The 26,158-nt window shown below is 61.3% G+C and carries 21 protein-coding genes and 1 other RNA gene; 11 read left to right on the top strand and 11 right to left on the bottom strand.

Going from position 1 to position 26,158, the window contains the following annotated elements:
• The first annotated feature begins 202 nt into the window (after positions 1 to 202).
• A complete protein-coding gene (locus QWI75_RS00950) occupies positions 203 to 670 on the top strand; it encodes a GlcG/HbpS family heme-binding protein (RefSeq protein ID WP_289266809.1) in 468 nt (155 codons plus the stop codon).
• Positions 671 to 902: 232 nt separating this feature from the next.
• On the opposite strand, the gene uraH is transcribed toward QWI75_RS00950, so the two are convergent.
• Both uraH and QWI75_RS00960 read right to left on the bottom strand, forming a co-directional pair.
• The gene (gene uraH, locus QWI75_RS00955; RefSeq protein ID WP_289266810.1) at positions 903 to 1,226 is read right to left on the bottom strand and encodes a hydroxyisourate hydrolase; all 324 of its coding nucleotides are present in this window, start codon (positions 1,224 to 1,226) and stop codon (positions 903 to 905) included.
• Between the two features lie 58 nt (positions 1,227 to 1,284).
• Positions 1,285 to 2,514, bottom strand: a complete 1,230-nt coding sequence (locus QWI75_RS00960; protein ID WP_289266811.1) for an NAD(P)/FAD-dependent oxidoreductase — start codon at positions 2,512 to 2,514, stop codon at positions 1,285 to 1,287.
• 249 nt (positions 2,515 to 2,763) lie between these two features.
• Here QWI75_RS00960 and QWI75_RS00965 point away from each other — a divergent pair, with 249 nt between their 5' ends.
• The 3 genes from QWI75_RS00965 to QWI75_RS00975 all read left to right on the top strand — a co-directional run bounded on the left by QWI75_RS00965 (position 2,764) and on the right by QWI75_RS00975 (position 4,994).
• Positions 2,764 to 3,804, top strand: a complete 1,041-nt coding sequence (locus QWI75_RS00965; RefSeq protein WP_289266812.1) for an aldo/keto reductase — start codon at positions 2,764 to 2,766, stop codon at positions 3,802 to 3,804.
• Positions 3,805 to 4,024: 220 nt separating this feature from the next.
• Positions 4,025 to 4,371, top strand: a transfer-messenger RNA (tmRNA) gene (ssrA, locus tag QWI75_RS00970).
• Positions 4,372 to 4,733: 362 nt separating this feature from the next.
• Positions 4,734 to 4,994 carry a hypothetical protein gene (locus tag QWI75_RS00975; protein ID WP_289266813.1) on the top strand — a complete coding sequence of 87 codons (261 nt, stop codon included), beginning with the start codon at positions 4,734 to 4,736 and terminating at the stop codon, positions 4,992 to 4,994.
• Positions 4,995 to 5,088: 94 nt separating this feature from the next.
• Here QWI75_RS00975 and QWI75_RS00980 read toward each other — a convergent pair whose 3' ends face one another.
• The 7 genes from QWI75_RS00980 to QWI75_RS01010 all read right to left on the bottom strand — a co-directional run bounded on the left by QWI75_RS00980 (position 5,089) and on the right by QWI75_RS01010 (position 16,339).
• Positions 5,089 to 5,667 carry a plasmid pRiA4b ORF-3 family protein gene (locus QWI75_RS00980; protein WP_289266814.1) on the bottom strand — a complete coding sequence of 193 codons (579 nt, stop codon included), beginning with the start codon at positions 5,665 to 5,667 and terminating at the stop codon, positions 5,089 to 5,091.
• A gap of 117 nt (positions 5,668 to 5,784) precedes the next feature.
• Positions 5,785 to 8,763, bottom strand: a complete 2,979-nt coding sequence (locus QWI75_RS00985) for a restriction endonuclease (protein ID WP_289266815.1) — start codon at positions 8,761 to 8,763, stop codon at positions 5,785 to 5,787.
• Between the two features lie 3 nt (positions 8,764 to 8,766).
• Entirely contained in the window at positions 8,767 to 10,473 is a 1,707-nt protein-coding gene (locus QWI75_RS00990; protein ID WP_289266816.1) for a DUF262 domain-containing protein, read from the bottom strand.
• A 19-nt stretch (positions 10,474 to 10,492) separates the two neighbouring features.
• Positions 10,493 to 12,424, bottom strand: a complete 1,932-nt coding sequence (locus tag QWI75_RS00995) for a site-specific DNA-methyltransferase (RefSeq protein ID WP_289266817.1) — start codon at positions 12,422 to 12,424, stop codon at positions 10,493 to 10,495.
• A gap of 37 nt (positions 12,425 to 12,461) precedes the next feature.
• Entirely contained in the window at positions 12,462 to 13,709 is a 1,248-nt protein-coding gene (locus QWI75_RS01000; RefSeq protein ID WP_289266818.1) for an ATP-binding protein, read from the bottom strand.
• A 301-nt stretch (positions 13,710 to 14,010) separates the two neighbouring features.
• A complete protein-coding gene (locus tag QWI75_RS01005; protein WP_289266819.1) occupies positions 14,011 to 14,535 on the bottom strand; it encodes a macro domain-containing protein in 525 nt (174 codons plus the stop codon).
• A 19-nt stretch (positions 14,536 to 14,554) separates the two neighbouring features.
• A complete protein-coding gene (locus QWI75_RS01010) occupies positions 14,555 to 16,339 on the bottom strand; it encodes a glycoside hydrolase family 15 protein (RefSeq protein ID WP_289266820.1) in 1,785 nt (594 codons plus the stop codon).
• Positions 16,340 to 16,389: 50 nt separating this feature from the next.
• Here QWI75_RS01010 and QWI75_RS01015 point away from each other — a divergent pair, with 50 nt between their 5' ends.
• The 6 genes from QWI75_RS01015 to QWI75_RS01040 all read left to right on the top strand — a co-directional run bounded on the left by QWI75_RS01015 (position 16,390) and on the right by QWI75_RS01040 (position 23,227).
• On the top strand, positions 16,390 to 18,636 hold the full coding sequence (locus QWI75_RS01015) for an alpha,alpha-trehalose-phosphate synthase (UDP-forming) (RefSeq protein ID WP_289266821.1): 2,247 nt from the start codon (positions 16,390 to 16,392) through the stop codon (positions 18,634 to 18,636).
• On the top strand, positions 18,633 to 19,460 hold the full coding sequence (otsB, locus tag QWI75_RS01020; RefSeq protein WP_289266822.1) for a trehalose-phosphatase: 828 nt from the start codon (positions 18,633 to 18,635) through the stop codon (positions 19,458 to 19,460). Before QWI75_RS01015 ends, otsB begins: the two co-directional genes overlap by 4 nt.
• Positions 19,461 to 19,502: 42 nt before the next feature.
• Positions 19,503 to 20,249 carry a DUF4412 domain-containing protein gene (locus tag QWI75_RS01025; RefSeq protein ID WP_289266823.1) on the top strand — a complete coding sequence of 249 codons (747 nt, stop codon included), beginning with the start codon at positions 19,503 to 19,505 and terminating at the stop codon, positions 20,247 to 20,249.
• Between the two features lie 18 nt (positions 20,250 to 20,267).
• Entirely contained in the window at positions 20,268 to 21,092 is an 825-nt protein-coding gene (locus tag QWI75_RS01030; protein WP_289266824.1) for a polyphosphate kinase 2 family protein, read from the top strand.
• A 613-nt stretch (positions 21,093 to 21,705) separates the two neighbouring features.
• Complete coding sequence (locus QWI75_RS01035; RefSeq protein ID WP_289266825.1) at positions 21,706 to 22,182, top strand: hypothetical protein; 477 nt, start codon at positions 21,706 to 21,708, stop codon at positions 22,180 to 22,182.
• Between the two features lie 121 nt (positions 22,183 to 22,303).
• A complete protein-coding gene (locus QWI75_RS01040; RefSeq protein ID WP_289266826.1) occupies positions 22,304 to 23,227 on the top strand; it encodes a hypothetical protein in 924 nt (307 codons plus the stop codon).
• Positions 23,228 to 23,239: 12 nt separating this feature from the next.
• On the opposite strand, the gene QWI75_RS01045 is transcribed toward QWI75_RS01040, so the two are convergent.
• Positions 23,240 to 23,872 (bottom strand): class I SAM-dependent methyltransferase, encoded by a 633-nt coding sequence (locus tag QWI75_RS01045; RefSeq protein WP_289266827.1) that lies wholly within the window; start codon positions 23,870 to 23,872, stop codon positions 23,240 to 23,242.
• 409 nt (positions 23,873 to 24,281) lie between these two features.
• Positions 24,282 to 24,962, bottom strand: a complete 681-nt coding sequence (locus tag QWI75_RS01050) for a glycerophosphodiester phosphodiesterase (RefSeq protein ID WP_289266828.1) — start codon at positions 24,960 to 24,962, stop codon at positions 24,282 to 24,284.
• Between the two features lie 93 nt (positions 24,963 to 25,055).
• Between QWI75_RS01050 and QWI75_RS01055 the strand changes: the two genes are divergently transcribed.
• The gene (locus QWI75_RS01055; protein ID WP_289266829.1) at positions 25,056 to 26,054 is read left to right on the top strand and encodes a ParB N-terminal domain-containing protein; all 999 of its coding nucleotides are present in this window, start codon (positions 25,056 to 25,058) and stop codon (positions 26,052 to 26,054) included.
• Positions 26,055 to 26,158 lie beyond the last annotated feature (104 nt).

Genomic DNA, 26,158 nt, shown 5'->3' on the forward strand with positions numbered 1-26,158 from the left:
AGATGGGATGGTTGTGACGATTTCTGATCGTCTTGGCCAAGGCGTCTCGATCTATTAGACGAGCGCCGACGGACAGGGTATGATCGCACCTCACTGTTCACCTTTTATGGAGGAACTTATGGAGAATGGAAGATCTAGCCGGCAGTTCTCTCGCCGTGCAGTCTGTGGGTTCGCCGGCGTTCTGGCGCTATCATTCGGATTCATGGCAAGTGTGGCGATGGCCGAGGACTTGCCTCGCGAGGCCGTGCTCCCCTTGGCGATGGCGAACAAAGCGGTCGCGGCGGCGTTGGACAAATGCACCAAGGACGGCTATCGCGTCAGCGTGGCGGTGGCGGACCGGGCGGGCGTGTTGCGGGCGTTCTCGCGCGGAGACGGAGCCGGGTCCCACACGGTCGAGAGCAGCAGCAAGAAGGCCTACACGGCGGCCAGCCTGCGCGGCTCGACCGGAGATCTGGCGGAGATGCTGGGCCGCATGCCGGCTGTCCAGGGCCTCCGGGACATGAACGACAAGATCCTCATCCTGGGCGGAGGGTTGCCGATCGAGATCGGCGGCGAGGTTGTGGGGGGCATCGGAGTCGGCGGCGCGCCGGGCGGCCATCTGGATGCGGCTTGCGCGCAAGCCGGCTTGGACAGCATCGGTGCGGCGCACAAGCTTCCCGCACAGAAATAAGCGCACACATGACCAGTCGGCCGGCTCAACTTCCTCGGTAGGTACTCCAGGAGCCTGTCCGACATTGACCTTTCTACTACGGCGAACGATCTGCGGCCATTTGCATCGTTCTCGGCCCGAAAACATCCTCAATGTATTCCAGTGAATACACCTCCGGTGTTTTCGGTCCTGCGGCCTTGCATCTGACCGCACCTCCTTCGCCTCGTAACGAACGGCAACGTCAGACAGGCTCCTAGCCGAACGGACTCAACAGCAGCGGGATATGGTAGTGCTGGGCCGGATTGCGGACAGTGAACACAACAGAGATGTCCGGGTAGAAGGGTTCAACCCGCTGGATTTGAAAGTAGGTCGCGGTGTCGAACGTGAGCCGGTAGGTACCCGCTTGCAGCCGCTGATGTGAGGGCATCACGTCGGCGCTGCGGCCGTCGGCATCCGTCCGGCTGCGGCTCAGCAGTTTCCAACTTCCAGCCAGCCCTTGTACTTCCAGAATCACCGGTATTCCCTGAGCCGGCCGGCCCTTCACAAGATCAAGCACGTGAAGCGTGAGGGCGCCCATCAGGATTCGCAGGCACTGGAACGCTGATTCCGCGCGGAAGCGATGACGGGACGACGGCTCATGTCAGAAGCGTCTTGACGGGAACGGCCGCATCCTGGAGCTGCGACTCCTTGCCGCTCAGGTCCGTGCCGCCTCGAATCAGCCGCTGTAGCGGCTGGAAATCTTTGGCCGCGGCATTGACGGCGAAGTAGGCGCGCAGGCGGTGTTCCTTCAGATATAAGAGCGTGAACGGCGGCTTGTCGAGGCTCCCGCGGATCAGCACCTGGTCGTGCTCGGTTTCGTCTCCCGCGAACTCCAGATGGAGATCGAAGATGTCGGACCAGACGTAGGTCAGGAGGTCGTAGCGGTTCCGGGCGCCGGCCATGTTCTGGGCGGCAAGTTGGCCGCAATATTCCGCATGGCCCCAGTGTTCGACGCGCCGCCGCTTGCCGAAGAGCGGGTCCGGATAATTGGCCACGTCGCCCCCGGCGTAAATATCCGGGTGCGAGGTCTCAAGATACTCGTTTACGACGACGCCGTTCTCGACTTGCAGCTCTGCCTGCTGGACCAATTCCACATTCGGCACGATGCCCACGCCGATGCAGACGAAATTACAGGCCAGCGAGGTTCCGGATTTGAGGTCCACCGCGAACGCCTGATTGTGGCGGTGGATCTGGGAGACCGACTCGTTGGTCCGGAACGTCACCCCGCGGTCCGTGCAATAGCGCTCGACGAAACGGGCCAGGGTGGCATCGGCAAAGCGGGCCCAGATGCGCGGCTGGGATTCAATCACCGTGACCTGTACGCCCCGTTGCGTGAGCGAGGCGGCGAGTTCCAATCCGATGAAGCCGGCTCCGACCACCACGGCCTTCGCCCCGGCCTTGGCCTCCGCGGCGATGGCCGCCGAATCGTCGATCGTGCGGAGATAGTGTACGCCCGGGAGATCGGCGCCGGGAATTTTGAGCCGAACCGGTCGGCCACCGGTCGCGAGCAAGGCCTTCTCGAACCGGATCTGGCGCCCGTCACTCAATGAGACGGTCTTGTCAGGCTGATTCAGCCGTTCGACGGACACGCCCAGGATTAGATCAATGTTCTGCTCGCGGAAATAGGGCTCTGGATCGTACAGCAGCTTGTCGGCTGGCGTTTCGCCTCGGAGAAAGTCTTTGGAGAGCGGCGGCCGGTCGTACGGCGGATGCCGTTCCTCGCTCACCAGCGTGATCGAGGCGCCGGGATCAAGCTGCCGCAACTGTTTGGCGGCTTGGCTGGAGACCAACCCGCCGCCAATGAGGAGATAGCGCGTTGCATGCATGGATCTTCTCCGTGATCGAAAGTGGGCTCGAAAGAACCTCAGCATACCCTACTCCGAAAGGATTATCCTAGGGGCTATGAGTGACCTCGTGATGGCGATCGATTCCGGGCCGCGGCGGCGCGACGGAACCGTTGGGTCCGACAGACAATGGATGATTGGACACCAGACCCGTCCACACATCTTGCAAGCACTCTCCGGAGGGGACGACCAATGGATCAGGACAACACATCACGCGGGGATGATTCGATCATGAAACTGGATCGAAGGCAGGTCTTGAAAGGCATGGGGCTGCTCGGGTCCGCCCTCGCGGCAGGAAACGTTACCGAGATGACCCGAGTGTTCGCCGGAATGGAGAAGGGCGAAGGCGGCAAGGCGACCGGCGGCCTGCCGCATCGGCCGTTGGGGCGCACCGGGGTGCAGGTGCCGATCCTCGTGCTGGGCGGCGGGCACCTCATCAAGCAGAGCGACGAGGAAGGGACGAAGATCGTGCATGAGGCGATCGAGGCCGGCCTGACCTTTTTCGACAATGCCTGGGACTATTACAACAACCGCAGCGAAGAGGTGATGGGAAAGGCTTTGCAGGGCAAACGCCAGCGCGTCTTTCTCATGACCAAGATGTGCACGCACGGCCGGGGAAAGGACATCGGCCTGTTGCACCTTGAGCAATCCTTGCGCCGGCTCAGAACCGATTATCTGGATCTCTGGCAGATTCACGAAGTTGGGTGCCAGGACGATCCCGATCTGATCTTTCGTCCCGGCGGAGCGGCGGAAGCCTTGCTCCAGGCGAAACAGCAGGGCAAGGTCCGGTTCATCGGCTTCACAGGGCACAAGGATCCGGCCGTGCATCTGAACATCCTCAAGCATGATTTTCCATTCGACACCTGCCAACTCCCGCTCAATGTGTTCGACGCTTCCTATCAGAGCTTTGAACGACTGGTCCTTCCGGAGCTGACCCGCCGCGGCATTGCGCCCTTGGGGATGAAGTCGCTTTGCGGAAAGGGCGAGCCGATCAAGCAGGGTGTCGTGACGGTGGAGGAAGCGATCCGCTATGTGCTCTCGCTGCCGATCGTGTCGCTGGTCAGCGGAATCGATTCCCGGGAGGTGTTGCGCCAGAACCTGGCCATTGCCCGGCGTTTCGTCCCGATGACCGAGCAGGAGATGGAGGCACTCCGGAGACGGGTGGCGGGCGCCGCCGCAGACGGGCGATTTGAGAACTATAAGACGGACCGGCTCTGGTCCTGCGATCGGCCGGAAGTGGAGCAGCGATTCGGCCCGCTGGAGCGGATGTAGCCCGATGGACAGCGGAGAGAAGCGCCTTGGCTACGGAACGGGGCCAAAAGGTGTCGGGCTGGTATCTCCTTGACCCGTGCAGTATCATGAGTATCTAAAAGGAAACGTTCTTTGTGAAATGTGAAGCGTAGAGCGTCATGGATTGAAAGCCAGAATGAGGGCCAACGCCTGGGAAGCACGCTTCACGAATGACGTGTGACGGTTGACGTTTAACAAAGGAGGGGGCGACCGGTTTCGACGGGGACACTGACGCCACTGACGCATGCCGAGCTCCTGGAGACTCGTTAAACCTCGAGGAACATACACAACTGCCAACCAAGAACTGGCACTCGCAGCTTAAGCTGTGACGTTCTCTCATCTCTTGCCTGCGGGGGTGAGGGGGCGCGATGTGGCAGGCTGGCCCGACTCCGGTGCTCAGCGGGGAAGGGCGAGACCTTTCTGAGCTAGCGGCCGTTCTTAGCCCGTCGGCGGACATGAACGGTGGCGAATCCAAATCGCCGACTACGCATGGAGGGTCGGTGCGCTGACGGTCTTCGGACGCGAGTTCAACTCTCGCCGCCTCCACCATCCCTCGCTTGACGTGTACCGCGGGCACTTCAGGCGAAGCCTTCTTCATTGACGCCCGCGGATAAACACCTCCAGCGATTCTTCCTTCGGTTCGTGTGATCCGGCGGCTCATCGGGCGAAGCTCCTCTATGCCAAGCTTGGCTTGAACCGCCGGCTCTTTTTCGATTTATCGAGATTGACGCCGGCGGAGAAGCGCCTTATACGTGTTTCCTTCCTTTGCTTTCATAGACCGCTGGAGAAACACCGCAATGGCTGTCCTGCCGGTTCCCTTATACTCAACCTTCGAAAGAGGCCCGCGACAGCGTCCGCGAAGGAGGGCCTAATTCGCGCTTCCGCTGGCCAGCCATAGGTCGCCGCTCCACATGGATCCGACGGAACTTCAAGAGGAACAGTACCGGATAGATCGGGTCCGACGGGTCGCGGATGTGACCCTCTATCTGTTGGACAGGACACCCCTGAGCCGTTCCGACTCGCTGGATGTCATCGAACATGCGCGGAGGGAGATCCTGCGTCTCTGTCCGGGCAAAGAAGAGGTCTTCGACCTGGTGCTGCGGCCCCGATTCCTTCGCGCCGTGAACGAGCGCGCGTTACGCGAGTGGGGCCTGAAGGACTCCGTCAACTGACAGCCGCCATCGCTTCAGCCCACATTATTCATGACGGTTCGTGACGAAACCGCGTGTTGACGGTTGCAGTAGAAGCGGTCATGAATAATGTGGGTTAGCCCCGAAGGCGCCGGAGCGAGGCGTTGACGGCGTCCAGATCGAACGTCTCCGGATCAAAGCTGCCGCCGACCCAGGTCAACATCGCCTCGTGCTCGGTGTGGGCGGGATTCATGATCGCTTCGAGAAAGTCCTGATATCCCCACAGGCCGCCGCAATCCTCGGGCGGGCATGCCCGCTCGCCTGCCAGACAAACAGGGTAGGAGGCTCCGGGCTCCGGCTGAAACGTCTTTTCGACGACGATGTCGTGCTCCCAGCTATCCCCGAAGTCATATTCATATTCGAACTTCTGCATTGCGCGCGCCACCTTGTTCAGACGAGCGCGCCGGTCGCTCTGGAAGTTCAGGAACCCATCCGGGTCCGGCTCGGCGTAGTCCACTCCTCCGATACTGAACTTGTGCAGGTGTGAATTGGTCCATCCCATCACGACCTGTAACACGCGGTGCAGCTTCGCCAAGGTGATATCGCCGGGCACCTGCACGCGGCGCCAAATCGGAGGCTTGATCTCCCGCAAGGAGACCTTGAGCTGGTACACGGACGCGCCGATCTTATCCTTTTTATCCTTGCCCTGTTTCATGCCAGCCTCGTTGCGAGGAACCGCCGTGTGGAGTGACTTCCGGCCTCTTTTCCTAGTCGCAGAGATGTCATCTACATAATAGGGTTCCCGGTAGGTTTCTCTCGTTATTCGGTGAACTCACACTTCGTCGGCCGACACGGCGACGGCAAACGGGATGCCAAGCGTCTCGAAGTGGCGCTGGCCGCACCGCACCTTATCCGTCTCGACCGTGCGAAGCTTGAGAAAATCACGCGTGCCCTTCGTCTCGCGGACGAGGTACAGCGTGTGGCCATCGCGTTTGACGATGGCCCAGTCCGGGTTGTACTCCCCCACGGGGGTATCGACCTTGAACCAGGAGGGGAGCTTCACGAAGAGCTTGATGTCCTCGCGCTGGTCGAGTTTCCGGGCGAACTCGCGCTCTACCTCCGAGTCGTAGACCACGTACTCGTAGACAGATTTATTCACCTGGAGTGCGTTCAGGTAGTTGATGAGTTCCTCGTTCTGAAAGAGCAGCATCTCCCATTCGGCGTCGGCACCGGTACCGGGCAGCCGCTCGTACTTGATGCCGTCCACGAGCAAGCGATGTAGTTCATGCTTGAGGATCGCCGCCACCTGATCGAGGAAGCGCTGCGGGTCTTGGAACACGTCCGCAAGCCGGCCGGAGTCCCTGAGGATGCGCACGAGCGTTGAGCGGGTCAGTTCAGTCTCGTTCTGGAGGTAGGCGAGGATGTCCGGCAGAGGGCGCACACCGTACACAGGCCGCTCCTCGGCGACGCTCACGGCGGTCGTGACCACCCCACCCTTCACGACCTGGACTTGCCCTGCGGCGACGTGGATCTTCGGCGCTTCGATCTTCTCCATGCGTTTGATAGCTTCCACCGCGCGCGCCACGAGCGCATCGGTCTCGAACTCCACGCGGTAGGTGGTCTTCGGCTTGATCCGATCCCAGAGTGCCTGGAACTCCGGGCTGAGGGTGATCTCCTTCTTGAGCCGGTTCGTTCCTTCGTCCCGGTCCCGGCGGATGTGCCGCTCGATCTGGTATGCGGCGAGCAGGTCAACCACGGCCGGCGCCAGGTCGCGGTGCGCCTCGGGCAGATTAAGCTTAAAGTCCTTCCGTTTGGGGTCAAACGCGGACTGAATACGCCCGTCAGCATCAAGCATCTTCTGCTGGACCAACGATGCGCGGACCGCCTCCGCCGCATCCCGGCCGATCGGTTGCTCCACGCCATCCACGATCCGGGTCAGCTTCACGAACGCCGTGAATGGCACCTTGCCGAAGGTCACGCCGCAGTCTTCCTCGTACTCGGTCTGCAACGCGCGGGCGAAGTCCTCGTAGCTTTCGTTCGCCATGACATAGAGCTTGTTCACCGATTCATCAAAGACACGCACGCCGGTCTGGTCCACCGGAAGACGCAGGCCGCGGCCGATCTCCTGCCGCTTCTTCACCACGCTCCGGGTCTCGTTGAGCGTGCAGATTTGGAAGACGTTGGGGTTGTCCCAGCCCTCGCGCAGCGCGGAGTGGCTGAAGATGAACCGGAGTGGCTCGTCCAGTGAGAGCAAGCGCTCCTTGTCTTTCATAATGAGGTTGTAGACCTCGTCGTCGGCCTGAGTATCGCCTCGCGTATCCTTGAGCACTCCCTTCCTGTCCTGGGCAAAATAGCCGTTGTGCAGGCGGTCAACCGGTTCCTTCAGCCACTCCAAACTCTGGTAGCGCTCATCCTTCGCGAACTCCGACAGCGCCGCCTCGAACGCCTCGGCAAACTTTCCCTTCGTCGGCTTCCCGTCGCCGCCGTAGTCACGGTAGTTGGCGACGCGGTCGATGAAGAAGAGCGACAGGACCTTGAGGCCCCGCGCGCGTACGAGAAGCTCCTTCTCCAGGTGCTTCTTGACGGTGTGCTTGATTTGGACCCGCCAGACGTCCTCGCGCAGGCCGCCGATCTGCTCGCCAAGCCGCAACGTGCGGCCGTTTGAGAAGCGCAGGTACTCGTTGCCAGGTTCAGCGTTGATCTCAGCCACCTCAAAGCTGTCACGATAGGTCGCACGCTCATTGGAGACCGTGAAGAGATCGGCCCCCTGCTTGACCGTGACTGCCTTCTCCTTGGGGCCATCCGAAGTCTGGGCGTGGATGCGGAGCTTCGCCTTGATCCCCTTCTTGTAGTCAATCTGCTCGACCCGCACGAAGGCCTCGTTAGTCGCACCATCGGCTCTGGCACTCGCGACCACGATCTGCTTGACCAGCTTCAGCTCGAACGCTCGCACCGGATCGAGGCGGTAGACCAGGTTGTAGGGGTTCCGGTGCGTAGCTGAGTAGCGTAGCGTGCAGAGCGGGTTGAGCGTCTTGATCGCTTCCTGCGCCTTCTCGGTCGCATCCACGCTTTGGGGCTCGTCAATGATAACGATGGGCCGAGCCGCCTGCACAAACTCGATCGGCTGGCGCCCCGAGAGCTTGTCGCTTTCCTTGTAGATGACGTTGCTCTTTTGCTCTTCTTCCGTGCCGGTGAAATTCTTGCGGAAGGCGTCGATATTGATGACCAGAATCTGCAGGGTGTTGCTGGTCGCGAACTGCCGCAACCGGTTCACCTTCTTCGCGTCGTAGACGAAGTGCTCAAAGGGCAGATTGTTGTAGAGCGCGCGGAAGTGCTCGGCGGTGATCGCAATGTTCTTCAGGACGCCCTCGCGGATGGCCACGCTCGGCACCACGATGATGAACTTCTGAAAACCGTAGCGCCGCGACAACTCGAAGACAGTCCGGAGATACACATAGGTCTTGCCCGTGCCGGTCTCCATCTCGACCGAGAAGTGGGGGCAGCGGCGCGCGAGGTTGGCAGGGGCGTCGAACAGCTCCCATGCCTCGGGCGCGGCATCGGGATCACTCACCTCGATATCGTTGCGGGTCTGGATCGCGCGCAGGTTCCGGCGCAGCTTGTCCTCCGCAAGGAGCAGGCGGTTGCCCGCGCCCAGCTCCGTACGTTCTTGCCCGGCATAGAGTCCTTCCATTGTGCCCAGGTTGATGACGGCATATTCCGGCGCCCCTTGAGGCTGGCCGTCGAAGAGGTCGGTGACAGCCGCGACAGCGTCAAGTTGGAATTGCTGGTTCGCGTCGAATTGAAGCTTCACGGCCTAGCCTAATTGGGATATCTTCCAAATGGACGTAGCCTGGTTTGCCATCCAGCGCTGCCGCGCAGCGAGCCGTTCCACGTTCCACTCGGTATTTTCGAGGGCAATCTTCTTTGTAATTTCCAGAGGGCTTTGGCGATAGGCTTGCTGTTTGCTGTCGAATCCCGCATTACCCAGGTCACGGTTTTGCCCTGCCTCCATGATCGTCAGATTACCGAGACGGTACACCGATTCCAATGCCTGCTCGTCTGTGAACTCCGGCCAATTCCCATCAGGATTTTCCTGAAGAACGTGTTCCAACGTGTATTGCGGGCTGTCGATGTCATATTCCTGCCCTGTGAGGTACCGCTCCAGGCTGAAGAGTATGTATCGAGCCACGTGGCGATTCCGCGATGAAGTCGTGGGCAACACCTTTTCTGCAAACGCCTGGCGAAAGGACTGATCGGGGACATAAATGGGAGCGAGTGACCGTATGGCATCTGCCGGAGAAAGGATGTCCTTCGAGGCAATCCGAAGGGCGACTGAATTGTAGACCCGTTCCTGTTCATTGGTGGCCAGGCTTCCGATGACGTTGTATCTGAACGCAATGACACTGCAGGTCTTCAAAAAAGCTGTGAAGCCTTGCAGATCGAAAGCGCGGCGCGCGGCAATCAAGGCAGGCCAAGGCTGGCGGACGCTGAACATGCGTAACTCGCGCACATATGACCTCTGGTCGTCGGACCACAATGCATCTTCCGGATTGGACAAAGCCACGTACGTGTCGATGTCCTCTTCCATATCGCGAATCAGCTCAAAGACTCGCGCCTTGGTTGGAGTCTCGGCTCGGATGGTCTTGAACAAATCTGCCTCGCGGACAAACTTTCGTCGGCTATTCCAGTGCACACGCAGGAAATCGGGGAAGCTTTCCCCCCCGAGTCGTCCGACCATAGCCTCCCAGCGGCGCTCCAAAGTCTCAATCTCACCGGTGTGCGTGCTGTCGCGGTGAACCACCGAAAATAGGTAATTTTTGAGGAGGTCTGTAGGCGACAATCGTACACCGCGTGCGTTGAGCGTTTCGAAGACCTTAAACGCGTTCAGTTCGTCGGTCACCGTAATCACGGTGAAAAAGAGTCTGTCTGACACTTCATCGATAAACTTCGCGAGGCTAGCTCCGCTCCGCTCTTTTCCATAGGTGTCGCGGACCTGTTTGTAGAACCATTCGAAGGACTTGCGCAGTGCGTGTTCCGATGCCCGCAGGCGGCGTTGCGGCAATTTTTGAAGGGGGACGAGGTAGTCCTTGTAATAGCCGTCGTTGTTCCGATTTAAGGTCAACTTATTTTGTGGAACCAGGGTGACGGGATCGAGGAATCCGATATAGGAACTACGTAGCTGTTCGATCCGCCTGCGGTTGTTGTCGGCTTCCACGTTGGAGTCCACGAGGTCCTGTATCGCTCTCAGAACGGCAAGGACCATCAGGCTCAGTGTCGTCATACGTTGCTGGCCGTCAATCACGTCAAAAACCTTATTGTCGCGAGTTTGAAGGACCAGGTACCCCATGTAGTGCGCCGGCTCGCCGCCCTGGAGCGTGCCTTGGATGTCTTGCCACAAATCATCCCACTCGTCCTGGGTCCAGCTATAGTCCCGCTGGAACCGAGGGACTCGAAAGGACAGTCCGTTACCCATGAGTTGTCGAAATGTCTGATTGGACGTATTGAAGTGGATGGCGGACATGGAGGAACTCCTTGTCGGGTCACACTGTCTTAAAGTTCGTCACGCCCTTGGTCTTGAAGATCTGCACGGCATTGGCCTTGAGCTGGTCGTTGCCGGCAAAGCCTTCGTCGAGGCAGACCACGCGTTCGGGCTTCTTGCCGGCCATGGCGCGGATCAGTTCCAGGGTCAGCTCGCGCTCCAGGCAGATCAGCATGGCGCCATCGGCCACGCTGTGCACCGGCTGGCCTTCCAGCATGAGGGTCTGGATAGGCGTGGTGAGCGGAAAGCCGCTCTTGAGCAGGAGTTCAAAGAGAAGGTCCTGCTCGGTGCGGTCGTCGCGGATGTGGCGGATGTGCAGTTCGAGCTGCTTGGCCAGTGATTCGGCATCCTTGGGCGCTTCGGCGTCCCAGGGCGTGAAGTTCGATTCGACCAGTTTGAAGACGCGGAAGCCGCGGTCCTTTTTTGCTCCCTCGCCCTCCGGGAGAGGGTTGGGGTGAGAGGGGTGAGGCAACGCCAACTGCGGCGACGCCTGCGCCTCCTCGTCGTTCAGCTTCTTGATGACCCGACGAATGCGCTCCTTGCAAATGTCGGCGATGGTCTTCAGAGATGTTTCCGGCTTTGATAGAGGCTCGGGGAGCTGAACGAGCACGAACCGTCGATTTCCGCCATCCTCTTTGTTCTGAGCCAGAATCGCGTGTCCGGTGGAACCGCTTCCAGCGAAAAAGTCGAGTACGATGTCAGCTTCTTGAGGACGCGTGGCAATTTGCAGCATCTTTCGAATCAAACCCGTCGGCTTCACCGTGTCGAGGACATTGTCCGTTTGCTCGAAGGCCACACACTCCATTAACTGCTTCTTCGCGTCCTGCGTATGGCCGACCTCTGAATATGGCCACAATGTTTGTGGGACACGACCTTGCTTTACTTCTGAGAGAAAGCGTTTGAGTCTCGGTGTGCCATTCCCATCCTTGCCCCACCAGATCCGACCATCCTTATCCAGTGCAAGAAACTTGTCTCTTGATATGACCCAGTATCTACCCTGCGGCGGCCCTTCGACCATTCGGCCAGATGGGCAGGTGACCGGGTAAATACCTTCGCTGTAATAGTTTCGCGCCGAGAGATCGCCGGATGTCCAAGGTCCTCTTGGGTCGTTGTCTGGATTGTCATAGCGCGCCTCCATTTCGTCTGTGCGCGGCAAAAGCTCGGGCCGCCACGTCTCCGCTTGACGCGCATAGAGCACAATGTAATCATGATCTTCCGAGAAATGCCTAGCCGAGTTCTTGGGCGAAAAGACCTTCTGCCAGATGATATTGGCCACGAAGTTCTCCTCGCCGAACACCTCATTCATCAGCGCCCGCAGGTTGTGGACCTCATTGTCATCACAAGAGACAAAGATCACCCCATCCTCCCGCAACAGATTCCTCGCCAGATAGAGCCGCGGATACAGCATGTTGAGCCACTTCGAATGGAACCGGCCGTCGGCTTCGGTGTTCGTGCCGAATTTCTTCCCCTCCGCATCCACCTGGCCTGTGTATGCCAGGTAGGTTTGCAGGCTCTCCGCGTAGTTGTCGGGATAAATGAAGTCGTTGCCGGTGTTGTAGGGCGGATCGATATAGATCATCTTGACCTTGCCCAGGTAGGACTTCTGCAGGAGCTTGAGCACCTCCAGGTTGTCGCCCTCGATGATGAGGTTCTCGGTCGTGTCGAAGTCGACGCTCTCGTCCTGGCAGGGACGCAGCGTGCCGAGACTTGGCATCTGGATGGTTTTGAAACACTCGGCCTTACCCGGCCAAGTCATGCCGTAGCGTTCCTTGCCGACATCCACCGCTTCGCCGAGGGCGAGCTTCAACCGCTCGAAGTCGAGCTTGCCGCCTTCCGTGCGAATCTCCGGAAACAGGCGGAGCAGCTCCTGCCGCTTGTCCTCGGCGATATCGTGGGAGCGGAGGTCGAGCTTGTCGGGTTGGTCGTTTGTCATGGTGGTCCCTCGCTTGATACGTGCCGTGGCGCCGGATTCATGCCATCTCCCACAGCAGCCGGATCGGCACGGCGTAAAACCCCTCGCCGAAGCCCGCGCTCGCCTCGCCGTCGTACAGCACCACGCCCGACGCGAAGCGTGTGCGGGCCGCCTCCCGGAGCTTTCGAAGGCCTCGGAAGTCCGCCTCCGTGACGGTAGCCGCCGCTTTCACTTCGACCCCGGCCACTTCGTGGGCGCCGCGCTCCAGGACCATGTCGACCTCGGCGCCGTCTTTGTCCCGGAAATGATGAAAGGTGATGGGCGTCTCGTGCCAGCTCGCCTGCCGCCGCAGTTCCTGGAACACGAAGGTTTCCAACAGTTGACCGAGCATGGAACGGTCTTGTGCCAGCGTAGACGCGTCGAGCCCCAGGAGCGCACAGGCGACTCCCGTATCTCCGAGATGGAGCTTCGGTGTTTTGATCAGCCGGCTCAGCCGGTTACTATGCCACGGCGGGAGCGGCTCCAGTAGGAATACACGTTCGAGCAGTGTGACATAGTCCCGGATCGTCGGCCGGCTCAACTGGAACGGGCTCGCCAGGTCGCTGAAGTTGAGAAGCCGCGCCGTCTGCCCTGCCGCCAGGGCGAGCAGGCGTGGCAGCGTGTCGAGCGCGCCGATCCGCGCGAGGTCCCGTACATCACGTTGGACGATGGTCTCGATGTAGTCACGATACCAGGCGGTGCGACGGCGCGGTGCGGGCCGAGCCAGAGCGGCCGGGTAGCCACCAGCGGCGAGTCGTTCGATCAAGCCGGCCCCAAGACGCTCGTAGGTTCTCGTCTTGAACTTTCCGGTGAAGAGTCGGTCGAGAAAAGGGGCGGGACGGGCGACGAGTTCGCTCTGCGCCAGCGGGTGGAGCCGCAGGATCTCCATGCGTCCGGCGAGGGAATCGGCGAGCCTGGGAACCAGCAGCACGTTGGCCGATCCGGTCAGGATGAAGCGCCCCGGCGTGCGACGGCGATCTACGGCGGTCTTGATGGCGGTAAAGAGCTGCGGCGCACGTTGGATCTCGTCGAGGATGGCTCGCTCCGGCAGATCGCCGACGAAACCGACCGGATCGGCCTGCGCCGACGTCAAGACGACGTGATCGTCAAAGCTGAAGTAGCTGTACCCTCGGGCCTCGCCGACCTTTTGCGCCAGCGTGGTCTTCCCGGATTGGCGCGGCCCGTGGATCAGGACGACGGGCGTGTCCGCCAGCGCTTCGGTGAGAGAGGACTCGGCAAAGCGGGGGTAGCACGCAGCCGCCGTCATGGCGGCCAATTGTAACGTTATGTGTCGGCTAAGTGCAAGGTTATGGGTCGGCCAATTGAAACCATTGAGCCCGGCCAGTTGAAAGCATAAGGTGAGGAGGGAACCGCCAGACGTAAGCGCCTGAAACTCGACTCGGAAGCGCTCGGAAGTCTCCGGCTTCCGAGTTCGCCAGGCTCTTGAAACAGTACGTCGAGGGTCTGAGTGGCGAGCCCGCCCCCTGCACAGGAGGTCAAGCCCGTGTGCAGGCTGGTCGCAGCAGCGAGTGCGCGGTTGCGGTGGGAGCGTTCATGGATAATGCGTTCTACGGCCACACCTCTTCCGCCGCCAGTCCCTTCTTATACGTCGAATAGAGGTAGACGGGGATCTTGAGATCGCCGAGTATCTGCGTGATCAGCGGCTGCACCTCCTCCCACGTGAGGCCGCCGACGCCGGTGGCCACCCTCGTGATGGCCAAGCTCTTGATCCCCTGTTCCTGCGCTTCCTTCTTCAGCGCCTGTAGCGCGTGGTTGACGTTCGGCAGGGTCGCCTTGCCGGGACGGCTTTGGTGATCGGGCGGAGGCTCCTGCGTGAGGAGGTTGATGATGACCGGGGCGTTGGGGCCTTTCCAGGACCAGACCGTGCCGGGCTTGGGATTGACGGTCTGACAGTAGTGGCGAAAATCTTTGTACATGCCCGGCCACTGTTCTCTGAGCTGGAGCGCCAGGCCCTGCTTGAAATCATCGTGGGGGGCGACGCCGTGCGCGATGGCTCCCGCTTTCGACAACAGAATGTCTCCGGTCACGTCCTTGATCATGGGGAAATGCTCCACTTCTTTCAGGGTTAACATTCTCTAAGCTGCGGGTGGCTCACAGCACTTCGTTCCAGGAGGGGCTGGCGGCGAATGCGGCGTTGATGAGGCCCACGTGGGAATAGGCCTGCGGAAAGTTGCCGCATTGGGTCTGAGTGGAGGGAATGAAATGCTCCGAGAACAGGCCCAACCGGTTCGAGCCAGCCATCACGTCTGACAGCACCTGGCGTGCCTGCGCGATCCGGCCGAGCCGGGCGAGGGCATGGGCCACCCAGAACGAACAAATCACGAACCCGCCGTCGGGCGTCCCAAAGTCGTCCTCGCGGACATACCGGTAGAAAAAGCCTGTGTCCTTTCCCTCCAGGCGGAGCGAGAGTTCGCGGACAATCTGCAAGGTCGTCGCTTCGCAGAGGGGCACATTGGGATAGCCGAAGATCGGCAGTTGGGCCAAAGCTGCATCGAAACTGTCGTCCGCCGGCCCGTTGCGGACCACCCCCTCTTTCACGGCCCGCAGCAGCGCTTCCGCAGCGCGGACGCGGGAGGCGGCCAGGTCCAGCGCAAACGAGCCCAGATAGCCGGCGCGCTTGATCCGCTCCAGCCGTTCCAGCCCGGCCCAGCACATCAGGTTCGTGAAAGAATGTTCCTGCCAGCCGCCGCGAATCTCCCAGAGTCCCGCGTCCGGCTGGCCGATGCTCCGGATGCAGAGCTGCGCCAGATGCGCCAGCAGGGCTTCCAGGTTTTTGGTGCGCAGGTCGATGAACCGCTCATCGAAGAAGATCGGCGCGAACGTCAGGATCATTTCGCCGTAGGCATCGTTTTGCACCTGCTCGGCCGCCTGGTTGCAGCTCCGCACGGGCGTGCTGCCCTGGTAGCCTTTCCAGTTCGTATGCTCGGTTTCCGGGAGCGGCAGGCTCTGGCCGAGGCTGTAGACGGGGCGCAAACGGTCGCGCGACTCTTCATGCGCGTGGGCGATGTTGAGGAGGAATTGCAGAAACGCCTCCATCTCCTCGAAATGCCCCAAGTTGTGAAAGGCCGTGAGCGAGTAATAGGCGTCCCGAAGCCAACAGAACCGGTAATCCCAGTTACGGGCGCCGCCCACCTGCTCCGGGAGGCTCGTGGTGAGGGCCGCGAGAATCGCTCCCGTGTCTTCATAGCAATGGAGTTTGAGGATGAGCGCCGACCGGATCACCTCCTGTTGAAACAACAACGGCACGGAACAGTTCTTGACCCACGTGCGCCAGTACCGGGTCGTCTGCTCCAGAAATTCGTGGCTCACCTTGACCAGGTCGTCTTCGATCCCCAACCCCCAGGTGAGGCCGAAGTAGAGTGTTCGCGTCAGGGCTACCGGCGTTTCCTCGCTCAGGTAGGTCAGGGGCATGTTGGTGAGCAGGCGCAGGGGCTCGCCCCGGATCTCGTAGCGGATGTGGCTGCTGCCGCGGACCGGTTGCGCGGGCGTCTTGTCCCAGCCGGTCACCGGCCGGCAACTGACGACGACGGAGGGGGTGCCGGAGATCGCCTCCACGACGCGAAACAGGGCCGACGGGCGGTACATCCGCCCGTACTGCTCGAATCGCGGGCAGAAGTCCGTGATCTCGTAGGCGTCGCCGTTGCCGAGGGCGACGGTGGTCACCAGGATGTTGGTGTTGGGCAAATAGCGCTGCGACGTGCGGACCTGGTCCGACGGAGTCGGGCTCGTGATCGAGAAGTGCCCGCCTTCGGGATCGAGCAGCCGCCCGAACACCGGCGGGCTGTCGGGCCGCGGCAAACACATCCACTCGATCGAGCCCCGGTCGCTGACGAGCGCGGACATCTGGCAGTTGCCGATCAAGCCGTAGGGGTACATGGTCCGAAACAATATTTGATTTGCCTGCTGAAGTAAACTAAGGTTTTACAATGCGCCTGTCCCTCCGGTTCCTCCTGCCCCTCGCGATCGTCCTGGCCCTTCTTGCCTATGCCGTGATTCCCCTGGTCGATACCTTCGCGCTCAAGTGGTTCGTGCGCGATTTGGACATGCGGTCGAAACTGATCGCCAGCACCATGGAAGGCCCCGTGGCCGACATGCTCGCCGGCCAAGCGAGGGCCAAGCTGCTTGCGTATTTTCACCGCGTCATTCAGGACGAGCGGCTGTATGCGATCGGGCTCTGCGACCAGGCCGAGCGGCTCCTGTACAGGACGCAGACCTACCCCGACGCCATTCCCTGTACGGGTCCCAACAGCGTGGCGCCGGACCGCACCGCCGTGCTGCCGCTGACGACGGGCCCCGTCCATGTGGCCTCGCGGACGGTTCGCGTGGACAATAAATTCCTCGGGCATCTGATTCTCGTCCACGATATGAGCTGGGTCGAGCGCCGGAGCGCCGACACGAAGCGCTACATCTTCTATCTGTTCGTGGTGATGGGCGCGGTGATTTCGCTCGTGACCGTGTTGGTCGCCCATCTCAGTTGGCGCGGATGGGTCTCGGGCGTGCGGGACCTGTTGCAGGGAGGCAATCCCTTGGCGCCGTCCGACCAGGACCATGCTCCCGAGCTGCGGCCGGTGGCGAAGGACCTGCGCGCGTTGATTCAAGATCTGGAGGCCGATCGCCGCCTGCGCGATGAGAGCCGGATCAGTTGGACGCCGGCCGCCTTGCGCCGCATCCTGCACGATCAGTTGGCGGGGGACGAAGTGTTGATCGTGTCGAACCGCGAACCCTATATCCACAACTGGCGAGGGGACCGCATCGAGGTGCAGGTGCCGGCGAGCGGGTTGGTCACGGCCCTGGAGCCGGTCATGCGGGCCTGTTCCGGCACCTGGATCGCGCATGGCAGCGGATCGGCCGACCGCGACGCCGTCGACGTCCGGGATCACGTGCGGGTGCCTCCGGACCAGCCGTCTTACGACATCCGCCGGGTCTGGATGTCGCCGGAAGAAGAGATGGGCTATTACTATGGATTCGCCAACGAAGGCATCTGGCCCCTCTGCCATCTGGCCCATGTCCGGCCCGTGTTCCGCTCCTCCGATTGGAAGGCCTACGTCGAGGTCAATGCGCGGTTTGCCCAGGCGGTGCAGGAGGAGGCCAAGACGGACAATCCGGTCGTGTTGGTTCAGGATTACCATTTTGCCCTGCTCCCCAAGATGATTCGTGAACGGCTGCCCCATGCGACCATCATCACTTTCTGGCACATTCCCTGGCCCAACGCCGAGCTGTTCGGCATCTGCCCCTGGCGGGAAGACCTGCTGGACGGGCTTCTGGGCAGCAGCATCCTGGGATTCCATACCAGGGTCCACGGCAACAACTTTCTCGACAGCGTCGATCGGTATCTGGAAGCCCGCATCGATCGGGACAGCTCGACGATCTCCTACGGGAGCAAGTTGACGGCGGTGAATCCCTACCCCATCTCCATCGAATGGCCGAGCCGCTGGGTGGCCGGCCAGCCGCCTGTGGAGGCCTGCCGCCGGCAGATCCGCGAGCGTCACGACATCGAGCCTGAGCGGCTGATCGGGCTCGGCGTGGATCGATTGGACTATACGAAGGGCATCCTCGAACGGTTCATGGCCGTGGAGCGGCTGCTGGAATTGCAGCCCGAATGGATCGGCCGGTTCTCGTTCATCCAGGTGGCCGCGCCCAGCCGCTCCATCATCGATCAATATCAACAATTCGCCGCGCAGGTGCGCACCTTGGCCGACGCGATCAACAGGCGATTCGGACGCGAGGGCTACCAACCCATCTATCTGAACATCGAGCACCATGAGCCGCCGCACACGTTCGGGTACTACCGCGGGGCGGATTTCTGCATCGTGAGCAGCTTGCACGACGGCATGAATTTGGTGGCGAAGGAGTTCATCGCCGCGCGCGACGACGAGCAGGGCGTGTTGATCTTGAGCCAGTTCACCGGCGCGGCCCGCGAGTTGCCGGAAGCGCTGGTCGTGAATCCCTACAATATCGACCAGTGCGCGGCGGCGTTGCACTTAGCCTTGACGATGCCGCCGGCCGAGCAACGGACGCGCATGCGGAGCATGCGGGGCTTGATCCAGGAGTTCAATGTCTACCGGTGGGCCGGCCGCATGTTGATCGATGCGGCCCGCATCCGCCAGCGCCAGCGGGTCATGCGCAAGGTCACGCAGCCCGATCAGGCCTTGGGAAGGGAATCGCTTCGATGATCGATCTGTTTTCCGACAGCGGGCTGGCGCGGTTGGAGGCGCTCAGCCGGACCGAATCGCTCTATGCCTTCGATTTCGACGGCACCTTGGCGGAGATTGTCCGGGAACGGGACCGCGCCCAGGTGACGCCGCAGGTGCGTCGGGCGCTTCATGAACTCGGCCGGCTGGCCCCGACGGCGGTGGTCTCGGGCCGGGCGCTGGAGGACTTGGAGCCGAGGATCGAGGGAGCCGTCTCTTATCTCATCGGCAATCACGGGTTAGAGGGGACGCAGGAGGAAGCCGAAGTCCGGAATCAAGCCCAGGCGGTCTCACGGTCCTGGCGGGAACAGCTTGGAGGCTCTGCCGGCGCAAAGCTTCACGACGAGGGCATCACGCTTGAGGATAAGACCTACTCCCTCACCCTCCATTATCGGGGCACGCGAAACAGCACCCGCGCGAAGCGGAAGGCCAAGGAGGCGCTCTCGCGGTTGACGCCCGCGCCCCGCATCATCCTCGGAAAGGCCGTCGTGAACGCGGTCCCGGCCGGCTCTCCCCATAAGGGAGCGGCGATCCGCTCGCTCATGCGCCGCCTGAATGTGACGACGGCTCTCTATGTGGGAGACGATGTGACGGATGAGGATGTGTTTGCGCTTCCCGATGCCCGCATCGTGACGGTGCGCATTGGGCGGAAGAGGGGTTCGCGCGCGCAGTTCTACCTGACCGATCAGGGGCAGGTGGCGCGGCTGCTGGACTATCTGGTGAAGCTCCTTTCGATGCGGCCTCCCCCACACACGATCGGCGAGCCTCCGGGAATCATGACGGCCGGACGGCCGGCCGCGAGATGAATCCTCTCGTGCGTCCATATGACCTCTAAAAAGAGTCCTCGGATGTGCCTTGGCCGCATCGTCGCCGTCTGCCTTGCGATCATCGGCCTGCCATGGCTGGGTCACGCCGGCGACTTTGAAGGAGTGATCAGGATGCGCAGCACGACGATGGGGACGCCGGAGCAATACCTGCTCTATCTCAAGGGCGACCGGCTCCGGCTTGAAAACGACACCGATGCCGAGGACAAGGGGGTGCTCGTGTTCGACGCGAAGGCGCGACAGGGCTTCGGCGTCGAGCCGGACGACCAGTTGTACTATGTCTTTCCAATGGAAGAGCTGCCCGGCGACATGTCCAAGAAGCTGCTCGACGAAGTGCTGATCACCCGCACGGGGAAAACCAAGAAGGTGGCCGGCCGGGTCTGCGACCTCTATGTGGCGAAAGGAAAGGCCGACGGCATGTCCGAAGAAGTCTGTCTTGGCAACGGGCTCGGCAATCCGGCGTTGACTGGATTGATGACGGGTGATGCCAGGAGCCCGCTGGAGTTTCCCTCCTGGCTGCTGGATCTGGCCAAAGCCCGCGCCTTTCCCCTGCGGGTGATCGTCCGCTCCAAGGATGGGCAGGAGGAAAGCCGGCTGGAGGCGACGAAGGTCGAGCCGCGAGCGGTGGAAGACAGTCTGTTCACGCCGCCGTCCGGCTACAAGCGGATGGATAACGACACCCTGATGGGCGGGACGGGGCCTGGAGGGCCTCTACCGGCGATGCCGGGAACGGCCCCCAAATCGATCACTCCCGAACGAACCAAACCCTGAGAGGCAGACACCCAGCCCATGAATCTCAAGCCCTATCGCGTCAAACCAGGAACCCGGTTACAGCTCGATCGATGGGATCCGGGGGAGACCGGTACCTACAAGAAGAACGAGCGGGTCAAGGAAAAGGCCAAGGCGGAAACCGCGCGTCTGATCGACCGCATCAGCGCCTTGCAGGAGCGGCTCTACGCCAACGGAGACCGGGCCTTGCTGATCGTGCTGCAGGGCATGGATACCAGCGGGAAGGACAGCACGATCAAGCATGTGATGTCGGGCGTGAACCCGCAGGGCTGCAAAGTCGTCTCGTTCAAGACCCCGTCCGAGAAGGAGTTGAATCATGATTTCCTCTGGCGGATTCATCAAGAGGTGCCGGCGAAGGGGCAGATCGGCATCTTCAACCGTTCCCATTATGAGGATGTGCTCATTACCCGCGTCCACGGCATGATTTCCGACCGGGTCGCGAAGCGCCGATTTGGCCAGATCAAGGAATTTGAGGAGCTCTTGACCGAAAACGGGACGGCGATTGTGAAGTTCTTCCTCTACATTTCGAAGGACGAGCAGAAGCAGCGGCTGTTGGAGCGGGTGCGGGACCCTGAGAAGCGGTGGAAATTCAACGAAGGCGACCTGGAGGAACGGAAACTGTGGGATGACTACCTCCGGGTCTTTGAAGCTGTGATCTCCAAGACCAGCACTGAGTCGGCGCCCTGGTACATCGTGCCGGCCAATCGGAAATGGTTTCGCAATCTGCTCGTCGCGCGGGCGGTGGTGGAGGCGCTGGAAGCCATGAACCTCGGCTGTCCCAAGCCGTCCGCGGACATCGACTGGGACCGGCTCGTGATCGAATGAAGGGACTCACACGCGGACAGCGATCACGATGGTTAGGAACCCACTTGGATCGCCATCATGAAAAATGGAGCCGGATGGACGCATTCGACGGGGGCTATTTTTCTCCGTTGACAGGCCTGTGCAACAGGAGTAGATAGGGACTGCGTCCCGATAGTCGGTAAGATTCAGATCGGGCTGTCGCAGAAACGACAGCCGCCGTGAGAACGATCGGAAGGGTACCGGGGGCGAGACAGCGCGCGCCTGTCGAGAAAACCCCGGATCATTCCACGATGAAAGGGGGTGCGCAATGAGCGATCTGACTCCACCGGGTCAGGTTGGCTCGCCGAGGCAGGACTAGGCTTCTGCTCGGTCATGCTGACCGGTTCTCCACCGGCTGTGCCTCTCGGCACGAGACAGCGAAACAGCCACACACACGAGTGAGAAGCGGAGAAACGGTCCTGAGCATGAGGAACCCAAGCGCCTGGGATTGACGAACGTCTCCCCCGAGGCCAGGAGCCGGATGGTTCCCCCTTGCGCGAGTCTCCATCACAACTGAACAGCTTCTTCGGCGTCACAAGCGCCAACCACGGGCCACCTCCCGCCTAGTCAGCATCGGTGGCCCGTGGCGTTTGTGGTGAATCGTGACATCCCGGTCATCGGGTTCTCGGAGTATCTGAATAAAGGGCAAATGAACGGCATCCTGCACCATGCTCAAGGTCAGGCTGTGTTCGGATTGCATCTGCTCGTCGGGCTGGGGCTCCTCTGGTCGGCCGGCTGTGCGACGTCCGCTCATCAGAACAGCCGGAACGAGCTGTTTCCCAATCAGCGGGCCATTATCGGGAAGACCCACCAAGCACTCCTCGCCTGCGCCGGTCCTCCCCTCCGGGAAACCAAGCAGGAGGACCATACCCTCTTGACCTACTACCGGCGCGCGCCGATTCTCGACCGGTCGATCGTGGCGTCGAAGAGCAGCGTGCCGGTCCCCCGCCACGCCTGTTGGGCGACCATATCGATTGAAGGCGACGCCATCACGGCGGTCCATTACCAGTCAGTGCCCTCTTCAGCCGATGCCGCCGATCAATGCGAAGCCATCTTCGACCCCTGCTCGTAACCGTTTCTTGATCGCTCACAGGCGGGACTTTCTGGTAAAGAGGAGCCTGACCGCCGTGACCTGAGGTCCGGCGCTCCACCTTTCCATCCACTGGCGCGCACTGTTCGATCAGGAGACTCCCATGGCCGGTCGTGCCCGACAGAGCCGCCATCAGCGGATCGCCGCTCCGTGGGGGGCATGGCTTGTCCTGGCCTGGCTCTGTCTGGGGAGCGCTCCTGCGGAGGCGTTGGAAAAGTATGGAAGGCCGCTGCCGTCGATGGATGGACCGGAGTCCAACGGCCAAGAGCAGGAATCATTGCTCAGCGGCTATTTGCTCAGCGCGGCGTTCCCGTACAATCCGACCTTTGCCGCCCGTCCCGACAATACCGGCCTGGTCGGGCTGCGACACATGATCCATCTCGAAACCAACCTGTACAAAGATTACTTGCAGTTCTACACCGACCAGAATTTTTTCTCGGATCGCGAAGACGGCTGGATTCGGTTGACCGAATGGGACAGCACGTACGCTCTAACGGGCTCGATTGATCGCTGGGGGTGGCGGATCCAGTATGAACGTGACGCAGGGCTCGACCGGCGGACACTCATCCAGGAATATGGGGATGTCCTGCTCACCGGACGCTTCGTGGCCATGCAGGACTCCGCCTGGTGGCGCAGCACCTTCCCTCAGCAGAATCTCACGGCCTACGCCGGGGCCGGCTGGTTGTTTCACAACAGCAGCTATTTCGCCCGGCCGGACAACACCGGCAAGGCCCTGTTCCGCTATGTCGCACATGCCGATCTCGACCTCTACAAGAACAAGCTCGTGTTGTATGCGGACGCGAATCTCTTTTCCGATCGCGAGGCAAGTAACAATGCCAACCCCACCGAGCTGGACTGGATCATCGGGCTGGCGCTGCGTTGGCGGGACTATGAGTTTGCCGTCTATCGGGAAGAGGATCGGCCCCTCGACCGGTCCGGGCTGATTCAGAAGTACGTCGCGATTCAACTTCGGTATTCGTTCGATGTCCCACGGAGTCTTCTGAAGCGGCTGAACCCACGAAGTTGAAAGCGTGGCCCACTACGGGCCTCGTGGAAGCGCCGGGCGAAAGATCAGGAAATGCTGTTTGGGCAGGAAGTCCGGTGCCTCGACCAGGTGGTAGCCGGCCGACTCCATTTCCGTCCGCACGGTCTCCTCGCTGGTCGCATGGCCGAATAGCCAGGGGAGGCCGGACGGCTTGTAATCGATGATCGCGATGCGGCCGGCCGGTGTGAGGGACCCGGCGAGCGCGCGAAAATAGGCCGGGCGATCGCGTAGGTGGTGGTAGGTGTTGCAGAGGAAGATCAGTTCGACCGGTTCCAGTAGCTTGGCATCCGTCGCCGTGGATCGGACGGTCTCAACTTGGTGCAAGCCGCGCCTCCCCGCCTCCTCCCGGACCATGCGGAGACCGACCTCTTCGATATCGGCGGCATAGACCTTCCCCTGTGGGCCGACGGCGTCGGCCAAATACCACGTGAAATAGCCTCCACCCGCGCCGAGATCCGCCACGCGGGATCCCGGCGCGATCTTGAGCGCCTCCACGACGGCCTTCGGTTGTTGCCATTCATCCCGCGCAGGATCGTTCATGTAGCGATAGGCGGTTTCGGCACAACCAGCGGTGGCAAGCAGAACGAGGATCAGCGGGGCTTGGGTGATGCGCAGACGCGCGAGCATAGCCAACCTCCTCAATCTCAATCGGTCCGATGATCGGCAGCTAGTGTAGTGCGTCATCAATGGCTTTACACGCCGTTCGTCCTGAGGCTCTCGAAGGATGAACGGAGGGTTTGTCCGGAGCCTGTTAGCCCACATTATTCATGACGGTTCGTCGCATTGCACCCGTTGCATCGGGAAGAGCAACGGGTACCCGGCAGTCGCCAAGCGTTGGACCCATTGCAATGAAAAAGAGCAATGGGTACCCCCAAGCACAGCCGCGAAGGACTAAGGCGTACTTGAAACAGTACGTCGAGGGACTGAGCGGCGAGCACGCCCGCCTTTAGGCTCTGTCGCAGCGGCGAATCGGGGTGCCCATTGCTTGTCTGTTGCAATGGGCCTAAGCAACAGAAGCGTTCATGAATAATGCGGGCTAGAGGCGGTCGGGAAAATCGGAGATGATCCCGTCGATACCGGATCTCTTGAGCCGCTCAATGTCGGCCGGCTCGTTCACGGTATAGGCAAAGGCCGGCCAGCCGGCTTGGTGCAGGTCCTGGATCAAGTCTGGCGTGATGGTGTCATGCCGGAGGCCGACATGGGTGGCCCGGGATGGACGCACCGTGGCGACGATGCCATGTGGATCAGAGGGGAGATTGGAGAACAGCGCCATGGTTGCGGCCTGTCGGTCGAGCATGCGGATGTCGGCCAACTCGTCCAACAGGAACGAGGCGTAGAGCACAGGGCTGCCGAACCGGAGCCGTTGGACGACCTCGACGCAGTCCTGGGCGATCCGCGGTACTTTGAGTTCGAGCATCAGTCCGATGCGGCCGTTGGCGAGGCGCAGCGCATCTTCCAGCGAGGGAATGGAATTGCCGTGGCCGGCATCCAACGTCTTGAGGTCGCGAAAGGCCAGATGCTCCACGCGCCCCCTGCCGTTGGTGGTGCGGTCCACCCGCTCGTCATGGAGTAGGACCAAGACGCCGTCCAGCGTTCGGCGGAGATCGAATTCCGCGTAGTCGAGCCCGAGGCCGATCGCATATTGAAGCGAGGCCAACGTATTTTCCGGGGCATGCCCGGCTGCGCCACGGTGGCCGATCTTGATGATCCGTTTCATGGGTCCCTCCTCCTCATGCTACCAAGAAAGGCGGGGTCGCGGCGCAGGAGGGCTTCCATTCCTCCATCCGGTGGCCTACCATAGGCACCGCTCATGGCCGAGAAGAAACCGAAGAAAGCCACAGCCACCGGCGGACGGCGGCGAAGAAAGCCGGCCGGCGCATCGGTCGGGTTGGCTGCGGCCGAGCTACAGGCTGCGGCTCCGCCCGGCGACGTGGTCTCGTTGCATCGGACGATCGAAGATGACGGCGGGAAGGCATTGGCGACCTATCGCGAGCCGTACGGAGGCAAGTGGTTGGTGATGGCGGCGCTTCCGATCGACCTGGTCGCCGCCACGCCCTACCAACGGAACCTGTCGGAAACCCATGTCCGGAAGCTGGAAACCGTTATCAGCAAACTCGGGCGGTTCCTCGACCCGATCATCGCCGTTCGCACCGGAAGCCATGAGGAGGGCGGGATCAAGTATTGGACGCCCAACGGCCACCATCGCCTCTCGGCGATGAAGACGCTGGGAGCCAAGAGCATTACGGCCATCGTGGTCCCAGAGCCGGCCGCCGCCTATCAGATTCTGGCGCTCAACACGGAGAAGGCCCACAACCTGCGCGAAAAGGCGCTGGAGGTCATCCGGATGTATCGAGAACTGGCCCGCCTCGATGATGCCTCCGAAGATACCTACGCCCTGGAGTTCGAGGAGCCGGCGTTCATCACCTTGGGGCTCTGCTACGAAGAACGGCCCCGATTCAGCGGAGGCGCGTACCATCCGGTGCTGAAGCGGGTGGATGAGTTTCTGACGAGACCGATGCATGCAGCGATGACGGTCCGGGAGCAGCGGGCCAAGACGGTGCTGGCACTCGACGACCTGGTGATCAAGCAGGTCGAGGCCTTGAAGGCGCGAGGCCTTACCAGTCCCTATTTGAAGAGTTTCGTCGTCGCGCGCGTGAACCCGATTCGGTTCCGTCCGAAGGATGCGGCGCCGCCTGCGTTCGACGAGACGCTCCAGAAGATGATGCAGGCCGCGGAGAAATTCAATCCAGACAAGATCAAGACGGAAGATCTGGCAAAGTCGGGCGGCGTGCCCGATGAGGGGGAGTAGACTGAGTTCCGCGAAATACCAGTATTTCACCGCTGGCCCTTCCACAGGCTCACTAGATTCACCTACCCATATCCGCTAAACTACCCCCAAATCTCTGTATAGCA

The sequence above is a fragment of the Nitrospira tepida genome, assembly GCF_947241125.1.
GTDB lineage: Bacteria > Nitrospirota > Nitrospiria > Nitrospirales > Nitrospiraceae > Nitrospira_G > Nitrospira_G tepida.